Source organism: Candidatus Lernaella stagnicola, assembly GCA_030765525.1.
Taxonomy (GTDB): Bacteria; Lernaellota; Lernaellaia; order Lernaellales; family Lernaellaceae; genus Lernaella; species Lernaella stagnicola.
In genome coordinates, this window is sequence record JAVCCK010000008.1 from 181,377 (window position 1) to 194,520 (window position 13,144).

Below are 13,144 nucleotides of genomic sequence, written 5' to 3' on the forward strand. Positions count from 1 at the left end.
TTTGCCGCGAAAAAAACAAATTTCAGTGGCGCGTCTAAAAGTCATAAGTTCACAACACTGGTTCTCGCTGATTGTTTTCATTTGCTTACCGGCGATGCTGATACTCGCCAGTTGCGCCGACAGCGCCGACAACAACAACGACGACGGGATTGCCGACGACGACAGCGCATTGGTCGACGACGATGATAGCGCGCCCGTCGACGACGACGCCACCGACGACGACACATTTGCCGATGACGACGATGACTCGCCGCCGGTTGTTTATCCGGCGCTGCTGCCGGGTCCGGGCGAGCCGGGGTATGACGCCGAGCTCGAAGCCAAGGCTCGCATGTACGACCGCTCGCACTTGGTATTCAACTGCGCCGGCCACGGCATCAATGCCGACGTGTCGGTCAACCTTGAAGACGAGGAAGACCGGCTGCTCATCGAAGAGTTCATTCAGGAAACCGACGGCTGGGATTTCGAAGCGTTTTCGGGCAAGACCGTAGACGAAGTCGTCGACACCTTCCACAAAGTCGCCGGCCTTTACGGTGGAGTGGGCATTGCAGCCGACGCCTACCGCTACGGCGTGATGCGCGACCAAGGCTACACCGAGGACGAGGTCGACTTGGCGCGCGGCTTTTTGCAGCGCGACATCGAAACCATGTTCATCGCCTTTGAGATCACCGGTATCCCGGGCATCATTCCCCGCGGCATCTGCAAAATCGACACACCCGGCTACTGCGCCGACTTGGAGACCACGCCGCTGTTTGACGAGTTCGGCGATCCACTTCCCGAAGAGAAAAACAACGGCACGTGGCGCGAAGATAACACGCCCGATAACCGCTACCCCGGTTACAAGTGGGAAGACTCGTGCTCCCGCGATATGTACCTCGGTTGGGCCAACGCGGTCGGCGCGGTGTGGGAAGTCATTCAAGACGATCCGACTTTCGCCCAGGAAGATAAGGACAAACTCCAGCAATTCGCCGGCGACATGGGACGCGAACTCATGAAGCTTCGCCCCGCGCCGCCGTGGGGTGAGTTCGACCTGGAAATCTACGACGCGGACGGTCGCACGACGTACCACGGTTACTTGAACGAAAACGCCTACGACCGAGTGTACCTGCCGTTTATTCCCCTGAAAGACGGCTTGTTCGCCACGATGGCCGTGGGCATTGTCTCCGCACTGACCTACGTGTCGGAAGACCCGGTACTCGTCGACTATCTATACGACCATCTGCTCGGCGAGCGGGGACTCGACCGCGTTATTCAGAACCATCAACTCGGTCTGAACCTCTGGTGGCAAACGAACTTCAGCGGCTCGAATATGGCCTTCGAGGGGGCGCTTATGGCGGCGCGCTATGTCGCCACGTCGGAGGCGCGCGACCGCATTCGCTGGTCGATCAAGGTTCACATGTACGAGAACGGCCTGTTGCTGCTGAGCCGCCAGCCGGAAGAGTACGCCTACAGTCTCTTCGATTTCGTATACGCCGCGGCGATCGGTGGCTCCTCGGCTTACGCGCCCGCGTTGGAGCCGGCCGATTACGACGCCGTGGCTCGCGGTGTCCAAACCCTGCGCGAGTTTCCGGATCCGCCGTTTTGGGATTACGAAGTCGTCAACTGCGACGAAGACGAACTGGCGGCGCATTTGTGTGAACTCAACGACGGCACGATCGTCCATCCGCTGGGTGAGGTGGGGCGCAAGGGAACATTGATTTGCCAAGAGCCGATTCCACAACGCGTGCGGCCGCCGAGCAATTACCGTTGGCGCTCGGATCCTTACACGCCCAACGGCGGCGGCGACGGCAGCGGCATGCTTCCCGGCGTCGATTTCCGCTGGGCTTATTGGTACGCTCGCTGGGTGAAGTAACAAGAATCTGAAATAGAAAAGGCCGGGCACGAAGCCCGGCCTTTTTTGTTTGTGTTGTTGCGGTTACTAGCAGCCGCACCCGCCCTCATCGTCGTTATCATCATCATCGTCGGCCGGCGGATTAATGTCACCGGCGTCATCGTCGCCACTATCGGTGTCGTCGTCGTCACCGTCGGTGTCGTCATCAGCGTCATCGTCGTCAGTATTAGCGGCTATTTTGTACGAAACGGTGTCGCCGTCATCTTCCTGGCCATCGCTTACCGTGAGTTCGAAGGTGTATTCACCCGCTTCGATCGGCACGAAGGACGTGAGGTCCACCGCGGTGTCGGCGATATCGACGTTGGGGCCGTCAAACAGCGTCCACACGTACGTCAGCGGATCATCGTCGTAGTCCATCGACGCGGAGCCGTCCAGCGTCATCGTGTCGCCGACGGCGCCTTCCTGGTCCTCGCCCGCGTTGGCGAAGGGCCGCACGTTCGTTTGTGTGTACCGGAATACCGAAAGGTCGATGCCAACCGAATAGGCGATTTTCGGGTTGGCCCATTTAAGCTGGAAGATCGGGTTGCCGAGTTCCTCGATGGTTTCATCGTAATTCCAGGTATCCCCGCCGTCGTCGGTATAAAGGAGCACGGGCAAGAAGCTGATGAAGCTTTGGCCGGCGCCGCCGACGAAGCCCACATCGCCGATTTCGGGCTGGAACGACAAGGCCGCAGCCGCCCACTTCTGCACGTTGCCCATGTCTTGGGGCAGCGTATCGGAGACGTCTTCCCAGTTTTCGCCGTCGGTGGTGCGCCAGAGCGCCAGGGGCGTCGCGCCCGAGTGCGGCTCGCCGATGATGAAGCCGTTGTCGCTATCGATCATCTCGATGTTCAGGAAGCTGTAGTTCGGTTGACTCAGCATCAGGGTCCAGGTGGCGCCGCCGTCGTCGGTTCGCCATGCCATGCCCGCCGTGCCTTTGCTTGCGGAAGCGTTTTGCTCCCGATATTCCATGCGATACACCGGGTCCTTGGCCAGCCGGGCCATGTGCAGCAAATATTCGACCCGTTGCTGCGGGTCTTCGATCGATAGGGCGTCCTTTTCGTCCTCGGGCAATCCCGAAGCTAGAAAGCCGGTGTCTTGATCGAGGAATTTTACCGCGTTGAAGAAGGTCAGCAGGTTGCCGGGGGCGCTGATTTTATTCCACGTGGCGCCGCCGTCCTGCGTGCGTACCAACAAATGCGGCATACCGGCTGCGTATCCGACGGATTCATCCACGAAGTCCATCATCATGATCATGTTGAACATGGCCGGGCCGTTGAGTTCGGCTTCGTTAAAGGTCTGGCCGCCGTCTTCGGTGTAAAGAATATACGGCTTCATTTGAAAGATGCACTTGAACAAGCACTCGGGTGCGGGCGTATTTTCGATGCACTCATCATCGACGCCGAAACCGGCGTACGCGGCGCGGTCAGGCGAAGCGGCGTCGTTGGCGAGCGTGAAGGAAAACAATTCAAGTATGGAGCATTCGTTGCCGCCGCCGACCGAGGTCTGAATGATCGGATCCCAATTCGAGCCCCCGTCGACGCTCTTCCAGCCGCTGTCCATATCGAAGCCGCCGACTTGCTGCAAGCCTGCGGTGTACAGGTTGTCGATGTCGCCGATTCCCAAGCTCAAGAACACGGCATTGGATAATCCTGGAGGCCCTCCAAGCGAGTGCAGCTTCTCCCACTCGCCGTATTCGGCCTGCGCCGTCGTGGCGGCGGTGAGGGCAATCATCAAGAAAATCAAGAACGCATATTTTTTCATCATGGCTCCTTCGGTGCGACCAAGAGGTGGTCGTAAAGCGCATTCAAAACGGTGCCATTTACCGGTAAAAGCGGCGGAAAGTCAAATAAACGATGTCTCAATCGTTTCTATTATTGAGATTCGGCCGTGGCAGGTCGGCGTCCCAAAAGGCGTCGTCGCGATCCAGACTTGCGTTGGCGAAACGCGCGGCGGCAAAAAGAAAGTCGCTGGAACGATTAATGAATTTCTGCACCAGGGGGTCCACATCTTCAGCGGCGGCGAGGGTGACAATCAGCCGCTCGGCGCGGCGGCAGACGGTGCGGGCCACGTGCAGAAACGCCGCGCATTGTGAGCCGCCGGGCAGAATAAAGCGCGACAGCGGGCCGGTCGTCTTTTCGAAATGGTCGATGGCCTCTTCCAAGAAAGCGACGTCTTCCGGCGCAATTCCGGGAGGCGTAATGTCTGAGTCGGGCGGTGTGGCCAGGTTGGACGAACAATTGAAGAAGCGGTTTTGCAGATAGGTCAGCGCGGGGCCGAGGGTCGAATCTTGGGTACAAGCCCGCGCCACACCCACCCACGAATTGGCCTCGTCGATGGTGCCGTAGGCTTGGACGCGCAGGGAATCCTTGGAAACGCGGCGGTTATCCACGAGCGATGTTTGCCCCTTGTCACCCTTGCGCGTGTAGATTTGCGATCCCATGGCATCCTCGCGGTTTCGGTTGCATTCGAAATGTAGTGGGCTCGCGCGGGCAGTCAAGTAAGCGTGATGTTCGGTGCGGCTTTATCCGGCGCGGGACGCGGCTGGGTCAACGCGAGCCCGACGGCCAAGAGGATCACCGCCCTGGCTCCATGTCGGTCTTTCGCCGACCCAGGCCCAGGAAACGAGGATCCCCACCACAGGTTGGATGAAGATGGTGATGGCGACCTTCGAGGTCGTGTCTTCCCGCAGCGCGATGTACCACCAGGTGTAGCCGCCGACCGTGCAAATGAGTGACAGATACACGACAAGAACAAACCAATCGACTGACGTGAGTGCGCCGAGCTTCGGCCAAAAGCCGAGAAAAGATAGGGCGATGCCATTTACGAGCGAGCCGCTCAGCAAGGCGTAAGTAACGATCTTCAGCGGCGGATTTCGATACAACAGCTCTTTACCGAGAACGGAGAAGATCGCCTCGAAGAAAACGCCGCCGGCGATGAGAAAAACCGACAACGGATTGATCGCACCGCCGGTGCGCCAAAATTCCGAGAGCGTGATCGCGCCGCCGAAAGCGATCAGCAACGCGACCGCGGTGCGCCGGCCGACCTTTTCACGCAAGTACAAATAAGCGCCAAGCGAAACGAGCAGGGGCTCCGCCGAGGTGAGAATCGCCGCGTCCGACGACCGGCCCATGCTGACGCCGGTGTACATTAACAGGGGGCAGAGGGTGAAAGTCGAAACGCCGATGACGACGCACCGCCCGAAATCGCCCAGGGTGATGCCTAGCCCGCCGCGGGCGTACGTGATCAGCAGCAACGGCACGACGGCGACCAGGTAACGCGTCGAGGTGACCAGGAAGTACGGCGCGTGCTGCATCAAGTCTTTGGTGCCCGCGTAGGTCCCGGCCCACAGGACGTTCATCAGCACGAGCATGAGGAGGGTGGAGCGCTTCACGATAGTTTGCGGCGCGCGCGGTTAGAGTTTATCGAAAGAACTTTTGGCCGCGTAGCAAATCGGACACGTCCAGTTATCCGGCAGGTTCTCGAACGCGGTGCCGGGCGGGAAGCCGCGCGCGGGGTCGCCTTTTGCCGGGTCGTAGACATAGCCGCAATTCACGCAGACATATTTTTCAGGCATACGGTCTCCTAATCCTGAATGACCGCCAACGCCGTGTTGACGTTGCCGAAAGGCGCACTGACCTGAATGCCCGCCACATGATCGCGCATCGCATCGCGCAGTTCACGGGCGATCGTGATGCCGACGGCGCGGGCTTCTTCCTTGGTAGCGGCGCCGGCCATACGCTTCATAACGGCTTCGGGCACGTGCACGCCGGGCACTTCATTGTTCATGAACTCGGCGTTGCGAAGGCTGGCAAGCGGCCAGATCCCGGCGAGGATCGGGATGCGCGAATCGCCGACGCGTTCCACGAAACGCAGCAGAACTTCCGGGTCGAAAACCGGTTGGGTGATGCAATACTCGGCCCCCGCTTCAATCTTCTGGTGAAAACGATCGACCTCGCGTTCTTGATCCAAATGGGTCGGATCCGTGCCCACGCCGATGATGAAGCACGTAGGCGGCCGCACCGGGTGGCCGCCGATATCCACGCCGCGATTAAGCCGCGCGGCGATCTTCGTGTAGCCGATCGAATCCAGGTCGAAAACCGCCGTTGCGAAAGGGTAGTCGCCAAGCTTCGGCGGGTCGCCAGTGATGATCAAAATATTGTTAATGCCCGCCGCGGCGCAGCCCAACAGGTCCGATTGCATGCCGATCACGTTGCGGTCGCGGCAAGTCAGGTGCAGGATCACCTCGATGCCGACGTTCTGTTGAATCTGCATCGCGGCGATCAGCGGGCTGACGCGGCTGGAGGCGCGCGGCCCGTCGGGAATGTTGATGGCGTCCACGCCCTGGATGTGGCACGTCCTTGCCCGTTCGATGGTGCGGGTCAAGTCGTATCCCAGCGGGGGGACGATCTCTACGGTGGTTACCCACTGGCCATGGGCGATCTTCCACGCGAAACGCGATTTCTCCTCGGTGGCGCAGGCGTCGACGAGTTCCACGTCCGCCTCGGGTTTCTCGACAATCTCCACGTGCTTCTTGTGCATCGTCTTGACGCTCGACGCCAATTCTCGAATGTGTTCCGGAGCGGTGCCGCAGCAGCCGCCGACGGCGCGCGCGCCGACCTGCACGAAATGCAGCGCGTAGGTCATGAAGTACTCGGGGCTGGTCATGTAGATCAGGCGGTCGTCGACGGTCTTTGGGAACCCGGCGTTGGGTTGCACGAGCACCGGGTAAGGCGACCGGGGGATGAATTGCTCCAGAAACTCCAGCCATTCGGCGGGGCCCACGCCGCAGTTGAAGCCCAGCATGATCGGTTCCGGCAAATCCTCTGGGAAGGGCGCGTAGATCATGTCGATTGTTTCGCCGTAGCGTGTGATGCCCTGCTCGCCGACGGTGATGCTCGGAATGTAGGGCATGTCGTGTTGCGCGGCGGCGCGAATGGCGGCCAGCAGCGTTTCGCGCCGGCTGAAGGTTTCGATGATCAAGAAGTCGACGCCGCCCGCTTTCAAACCGCCGATCGATTCGGCGAACATCTCGATGGCTTTTTCGGGCTCCAACCCGCCGAGGCCGACCGCGACGCCCAAGGGACCGACGCTGCCGGCGACCAGGCAGTCGTCGCCGGCCACTTCACGCGCGATTTCCGCCGCCGCTTTGTTGATGGCGAAGGTTTGATCGGCAAGCAGAAAAGGCGTCAGCTTGCGGCGATTGGCCCCGAAGCTGTTGGTCGTAAGCACGTCGGCGCCCGCGCGCTTGTTGGCTTCGTGTACTTCGCGGATCATTTCCGGCTTCGTCAGGTTGAGCTGATCGTAACAAACGTTGACGAACTGGTGCCGCTTGTACAGTTCCGTGCCCATTGCGCCGTCAAAGACGACGACCCGCTCCGCCAACAGTTCCCGCAATGTTTTCTCTGCCATGTTGCAACCTCGCTGATTTGGTATTGTAGCCAGTCCTTTGCAGTTGGTACAGGTGCCACCCGCCAGACCGGGTCGGGCATCGCGATTGAACGTGGCGTGGATCAACGGCCTTTTTCGGGGAAAAGTGACAGTGTGCCGCAAATTCGTTACAGTGGTTTCATGGCGGAAAATGAGAAAAGCGGAATTGCCGCGTGGTGAAACGCCTCGCGATTGGGCTGGCCGTGGTCGGCGCCGTCGCCGGCTTATGGATCGGGCTTTTGGTGCAGTCACAACAGAACCGCGCCTCGGCGCCGCGTCCATCTCCCATCGTGCATCGCTTCGAGGTCGATCGGGTTTGGACATGTGAAAAGGCGGACACCGAGAACGGAAAATTCTACAAGCGTTGCCGGTGCGACGAAGATTACTTCCGGCGCCTGTTTTCGAAGATACCCCCGGGCGGAGTCGATAGCACGCCTCACGCAATTGGCGGCGAGACGGTGTTGATTCAATCTAAGCAAGCAGCCCCGTTGGTGGACCGGCCATCGGTCGATCAGATGAAAGCCGAAGTGACACGCCGGCTCGCAATCGAAACGGTATTCGGCGCGGGTGTTGAAAAAGACATGACCGTCATTGAAACCAGGCGTTGGCGGCAGAACGGGAGTGAAGCCCGAGAGATTCTTCTCGTCGACGATCTTGTCGGCGAAATAAAAATCATCCTCCTGGTTCCCAACGGGCTAACGCCAATCGGTGGATTTCCGGCCGTCATCGGCCTCCATGGCCACCCGGGTTGCGCCGAGGATTTTCTTCATAATTTCAACGGTGACAAGCTCGCAAGGCAAGGGTTCGTCGTTTTGATGCCGTCTTTCCGTGTCATGTGCGCCGACGGCAACGAATCACGTCTTGCAAAAAGCGCACTTCAGCACGGCACCTCGCTGTTGGCGATTCGCGTTTATGAGACGATCCGAGCGCTGACATATTTGAAGACGCTCGATTACGTGAACCCGACCCGGATTTCCCTGATCGGGCATTCCGGCGGCGGGAGCATCGCCAATGTCATGCGGTGGTTAGACGTTGGCCTTGCGGCTGTGTGTCTTGATGATTGGCCCGCAAAATACTTCCAAGTTGGTCAAGTTCTTTCCGTTGTCCCAGGTGACGCGATGCCGGCACTTCCAGACATTTCACGTTTTCTCATAAGCGATGTTGAAAAATTTTCCCCCATCCCGACCAAAGTGTTTCCATACGGATTTCCGGAAGGCGTGGAACCTATTGTCAGTTTTTTGCGTTCTGGCCGGCGGGGTAGATGAGGCGTGGGCAGCTCGGATTCGCACGGCCGGTGCCTCACACCGCGAAGTACTTCGCCTGCGGGTGGTGGATGACGATGGCCGCCGTCGAGTACTCGGGCACCATTTGATATCCCTCGCCGAGGGTGACACCGATGCGTTCCGGGTCGAGCATGTCCCAAACAAGTTCATGAGCCGCCAGGTCCGGGCAGGCCGGGTAACCGAAGCCATAGCGACTGCCCCGATAAGCCAGGGTGACCAACTCCTGCCAGTTGAGACGCCGGTCTTCGCCGATGCCGATTTCGTGGCGCATCATCGCGTGGGCGTACTCGGCAAGTGCGTCGGTCGTTTCAACGGCGAGCCCGTGGAGCAGGTAGTAATCGAGGTACGCGTCTTTTTCGAAAATTTCACGTCCGCGAGTAACGGCGCCGTCGCCAAGAGTGACGACGAAAAAGCCGACAACGTCCCCGTCCGGCTTGACGAAATCGCCGATGCCGACTTCCGGTTCGAAGCGCCGCCGGGGGAAGTTGAAGCGCCATTGCCTTCCTTCGTGCTGGACAATCACGTCCGAGCCCTCGCCGCGCGCCGGGTACCAGCCGTAGACGATCTGCGGATCAAAGAGTTTCTCGGCTTTGACCACGCGCACCAGTTCGCGGTAACGCGGGCGCACATCCTCACGCATGAGACGGTCGAATTCATCCTTGGGTAATTCGCCGCGCCGATAGCCCCACCGGCCGCGGTACAACGCGATTTTGTTGACGTAGGAAAGCACCGGTTCCAGCTTGACGCCGCGTACCACCCGGCTGCCGTAAAAAGGCGGAGTCGGCGCGTCCAATCCGTCGATGTCGATCATGCGGGGGCGAAAAGAATCGGGCGGCAGTTCCGAGGCGATATTCCGCTCCGGTTCGCTCGGTGCGCGTCCGGCGGCGATGTCCTGCATGGCTTCCAAACCGGCGAAAGCGTCCGGGCAATAGGTGACCGTGCCGCTACCGTAAGCGGGCTTGAGCGTGTCGCGCACGAATTCGGGCGTCAGCGCCGCACCGCCGACCAGCACCGGCACATCCAGCCCGGCATCAGTCATGGCGCGCAGGTTTTCGGCCATGATCATCGCCGAAGTCACGAGCAACCCGGACATCCCGAGGGCCGCGGGGCGTTCTTCCTGCACGGCGTGGATAATCTCCTGCACCGGCACCTTGATGCCCAGGTTGCGCACGTCGAAGCCGTTGTTGGAAACGATGATGTCCACCAGGTTCTTGCCGATGTCGTGCACGTCGCCGCGTACCGTGGCGATGACCAGCTTCTTCATCGGCCCCGCCGCGCCGGTTCCCCGAAAGTGCGGTTTGATGAAATCCACGGCCTTTTTCATCGTCTCGGCGCTTTTGAGCACAAAAGGCAACTGCATCTTTCCGGCACCGAACAACTCGCCCACGTGTTTCATGGCCGGGACGAGAACGCCGTTCAGAATGTCCTCGGCGCTACGTTCCCGCAGCAAGAGGGGCAGGTTGCTCAATGCCAATTTGGTTTTGCCGCGAACGACCGCCTCGCGTACGGCCTCCTCCGGCGCCAGGGCGGCTTCGGCTTCGGGGTCGTCCTCGTCGGGTCGCCCGGCGAAGTGATGGATGAAAGCTTCGAGCGGATCTACGCCCTCGACGGGCCGGTTGTAGATGACATCCAGCGCGCGGGCCACGTCGGTTTCGTCCAGTTGCGCGAGTGGGACGATGTGCTTCGGGTTTAGGATCGCGGCGTCGAGTCCGGCCGCGAGACAGCGGTCGAGAAACACCGAATTCAATACGCGGCGCGATTTCATTGACAGGCCGAAGCTCACGTTTGACAGGCCCAACAACGTGGAGACGCCGGGAATCTCTTTCTTGATGCGGGCGATCGCCGCCAGCGTTTGGGCCGCGGCGTCCTTCAACGTCGCGTCGCCGGAACCGACGGTGAAGGTCAGCGCGTCGATCAGGAGGTCTTGCCGCCGCAAGCCGTATTTCGTTTCACAAAGCTCAACGAGGCGCTTGGCAATCGCGACCTTGCGATCGGCGGTCATCGCCATGCCTTCTTCATCGATGGTCAGGCAAATCAAACCGGCGCCGAAACGCTTGGCCAGCGGTCCGACGATATCGGCACGCTTGCCGCCGTCTTCCAGATTGATCGAATTGATGACCGCGCGGCCGGGGTAACGTTTGAGCGCCAGTTCGGCCGACTCAGCCAGATTCGTGTCGATGAACAGCGGCAGTTGGCATTCCTTCGCGGCACGCCGAACCAGGCTCTCCATATGGTGCAACTCATCTTGTCCGGCATAAGCGACCGAGAGGTCGGCGCAGTGGCTGCCGTGCTCGACTTGCTCCACCAGGATATCAAACGCGGTGTCGTGGTCACCGGCCAGGATCGCCTCGCGAAAGGCCTTGCTGCCGGTCGCGTTGGCCCGTTCGCCAATAAACAGCGGCGGTGGGTCTTGGTGAATCGTGACCGCGCCGAATAGGGAAGCAACCGAGGGCGCGAATTCCGCCTGACGTTCCCGCGGTGTGCGGCCTGCGATGATCTCGGCGAAGCGTGCGATGTGCTCCGGCGTTGTGCCGCAGCAGCCGCCGATAAAGTGGATCGGCAGTTCGTCGAGGTAACGCGCCAGCACGTCGGCCATGCCCTCCGGCGTCTCCGGGTAGCAGACTCCCGTGGCGCAGGGCACCGGCAAACCGGCGTTCGGATAAAGGCCGATGCGGCGCGGCCAATGTCGAGCCAACTCTTCCAAGTACGGTCGCATCGCCACGGGCCCGGTGGCGCAGTTCAAGCCGAGCACGTCGACGGCGAAGGGCTCGAAAATTGCGATGGCGGCTTGGATGTCGGTGCCGGTCAACAGGGTGCCGGTCTGTTCGACGGTGACCGAAACATACACTGGCACTTCGCGGGAGTGGGCCATCACGTCGAAGGCCGCGGCGAGGGCGGCTTTGGCTTGCAGCGGATCCTGCACGGTTTCGATGTTGAGCATATCCACGCCGCCGGCAATCAAACCTTCGATCTGCCGGCGGTGTCCCGCGTAGAGTTCCTCGAAAGTGATTTGCCCCAACGAAGCGAGTTTCGTGCCCGGGCCGATGGAACCGGTGACGAAGCGCGGCTTTTCGGTTGTCGTGAATTCGTCGGCCGCGGCGCGGGCCAACTTCGCCGCCGTTTCGTTGATGTGTTCGACTCGGTCGTCCAAGCCGTATTCAGCCAGAACCTGAGCGACCCCGCCGAAGGTATTGGTCTCCACGATATCCGCGCCCGCCGCGAGATACGCGCGGTGAATTTCATGAATTTTGTCGGGGACCGTCAGGTTCAGGACTTCCGGACATCCTTCGCGCCCGTCATAGGTTTCCAGCGGCAGATTCAGATTTTGAATCTGCGTTCCCATCGCGCCGTCGAGCAGCAAGATGCGGGTCTTGGCGATGTCCAGAAGGTTCACGGGGTGATCTCCTTTGCGTTTCGAAGTTAAACACGGAAACCACCCTGTTTGGCAAGGCTAATATCGTCGATAGTGCGAGGGCCTCCTATAACGATAGTAGCGGTCGTGGTGATGCTTTTTGTACGACGCGGTCGGCAGATCGAACGTGACGCCGATCTGCACAAACACGCCGTGCGCGCCGTTGGTCGCGTCGGTGCCGATCAGGGCGTCGCCGAAATCGACAAAACCGTACCGATACCCCGCTCGCAGGTTGACGTTGAACGTATGGGTACGCAGCAATTCGATTCCGGCATATGCCCCGATGCTGAACAACCAGTACGTGTCGTCGTATTCGAAGCTTGAGGAGGTCTCATTCGTGTAGACGGAGCTTTGCTTTTCCTCCGTCCTCGGATTGGTGAACAGCAGGTGCGCGCCGAACGTCGCACCCAGAAAAGGCGAGATGTCCGCATTCATGAGATAGTAATGGACGGAAATCTCCAGCGGTATCGCGCCCAGCGAATACCCTGCCGCGGTTTGGTCAGCGTAGTAGTAGCCCGTCTCGCCTTCGATGGCGATTTGCGCGATTTCATAGCGGAAGCGGGGCAGGATGCCCACCAAATAATCCGCTCCTAGATAGGTGTCGGATAGCGGGGCGATCATGCCCAGCGCGAAGCCGAGCTTCCACATGCCGTGCACCTTGTTTTTGTACGGATACATTTCGGCTTCGGAAACCGAATCGACGCCGCGCGCGGACTCGTAGCTTTTACGGTCGCGTATGGCTTTGGCCAAACGCCCGACGATCTTGGTGAATTCCCCCGTACTCTCCAATTGCTCGCTGTAGTGAAACACGTCGTCGTCCCACACGGCATCGACCAGCAATTGCAGTTCTCCGCCCAGTGTCGTCAATTCGCCGATCACGACGGCATCCACGTCGCGCGCCCGCCGAATTTTCTTGGCGGCGCTAAGCGAATTGCACGACTTACCCTGCGTGCCCAAAACCTTTGTGTCATCCTGAGCGTCGATTTCATTGCGCAGCAGGCGCGACATCACGCGGGCGTCGTGCTCGTAGGTCTCGGTGGTTTGGATGGGAAACACGATGAAAGTTTTGGCGGCGTGCGCCGCTCCCGCGGGCAGCAGCAGCGCCGCGGTTATCGTCAGCAGCATGGCCCAAGTGTGTTTCATCTTCGTGCT

At 60.1% G+C, this 13,144-nt stretch carries 9 protein-coding genes; 2 read left to right on the forward strand and 7 right to left on the reverse strand.

Features of this window, described 5'->3' with window-relative positions; translation table 11 throughout:
- Window position 1: 1 nt before the first annotated feature.
- Window positions 2-1,849, forward strand: a complete 1,848-nt coding sequence (locus tag P9L99_04095; protein MDP8222518.1) for a hypothetical protein — start codon at window positions 2-4, stop codon at window positions 1,847-1,849.
- A 66-nt stretch (window positions 1,850-1,915) separates the two neighbouring features.
- Here the strand turns inward: P9L99_04095 and P9L99_04100 are convergent, their stop codons facing one another.
- From P9L99_04100 to P9L99_04120, 5 genes are all read right to left on the reverse strand, one after another.
- Window positions 1,916-3,631 (reverse strand): YCF48-related protein, encoded by a 1,716-nt coding sequence (locus tag P9L99_04100; GenBank protein ID MDP8222519.1) that lies wholly within the window; start codon window positions 3,629-3,631, stop codon window positions 1,916-1,918.
- Window positions 3,632-3,728: 97 nt separating this feature from the next.
- A complete protein-coding gene (locus tag P9L99_04105; protein ID MDP8222520.1) occupies window positions 3,729-4,310 on the reverse strand; it encodes a cob(I)yrinic acid a,c-diamide adenosyltransferase in 582 nt (193 codons plus the stop codon).
- Window positions 4,311-4,391: 81 nt separating this feature from the next.
- On the reverse strand, window positions 4,392-5,261 hold the full coding sequence (locus P9L99_04110; protein ID MDP8222521.1) for a DMT family transporter: 870 nt from the start codon (window positions 5,259-5,261) through the stop codon (window positions 4,392-4,394).
- Window positions 5,262-5,282: 21 nt separating this feature from the next.
- Complete coding sequence (locus P9L99_04115) at window positions 5,283-5,444, reverse strand: rubredoxin (protein MDP8222522.1); 162 nt, start codon at window positions 5,442-5,444, stop codon at window positions 5,283-5,285.
- An 8-nt stretch (window positions 5,445-5,452) separates the two neighbouring features.
- Window positions 5,453-7,279, reverse strand: a complete 1,827-nt coding sequence (locus P9L99_04120) for a bifunctional homocysteine S-methyltransferase/methylenetetrahydrofolate reductase (GenBank protein ID MDP8222523.1) — start codon at window positions 7,277-7,279, stop codon at window positions 5,453-5,455.
- A gap of 191 nt (window positions 7,280-7,470) precedes the next feature.
- Between P9L99_04120 and P9L99_04125 the strand changes: the two genes are divergently transcribed.
- A complete protein-coding gene (locus tag P9L99_04125; GenBank protein MDP8222524.1) occupies window positions 7,471-8,562 on the forward strand; it encodes a dienelactone hydrolase family protein in 1,092 nt (363 codons plus the stop codon).
- A 34-nt stretch (window positions 8,563-8,596) separates the two neighbouring features.
- On the opposite strand, the gene metH is transcribed toward P9L99_04125, so the two are convergent.
- Both metH and P9L99_04135 read right to left on the reverse strand, forming a co-directional pair.
- Window positions 8,597-11,974 carry a methionine synthase gene (gene metH / locus P9L99_04130; GenBank protein MDP8222525.1) on the reverse strand — a complete coding sequence of 1,126 codons (3,378 nt, stop codon included), beginning with the start codon at window positions 11,972-11,974 and terminating at the stop codon, window positions 8,597-8,599.
- Window positions 11,975-12,031: 57 nt separating this feature from the next.
- Window positions 12,032-13,135, reverse strand: a complete 1,104-nt coding sequence (locus tag P9L99_04135) for a hypothetical protein (GenBank protein ID MDP8222526.1) — start codon at window positions 13,133-13,135, stop codon at window positions 12,032-12,034.
- Window positions 13,136-13,144 lie beyond the last annotated feature (9 nt).

Bases quoted from the DNA above. Each gene is read 5' to 3' on its own strand.
- P9L99_04100 (MDP8222519.1), bottom strand. From the start codon at position 3,631: ATGAAAAAATATGCGTTCTTGATTTTCTTGATGATTGCCCTCACCGCC.
- P9L99_04105 (MDP8222520.1), bottom strand. From the start codon at position 4,310: ATGGGATCGCAAATCTACACGCGCAAGGGTGACAAGGGGCAAACATCG.
- P9L99_04115 (MDP8222522.1), bottom strand. From the start codon at position 5,444: ATGCCTGAAAAATATGTCTGCGTGAATTGCGGCTATGTCTACGACCCG.
- P9L99_04120 (MDP8222523.1), bottom strand. From the start codon at position 7,279: ATGGCAGAGAAAACATTGCGGGAACTGTTGGCGGAGCGGGTCGTCGTC.
- P9L99_04135 (MDP8222526.1), bottom strand. From the start codon at position 13,135: ATGAAACACACTTGGGCCATGCTGCTGACGATAACCGCGGCGCTGCTG.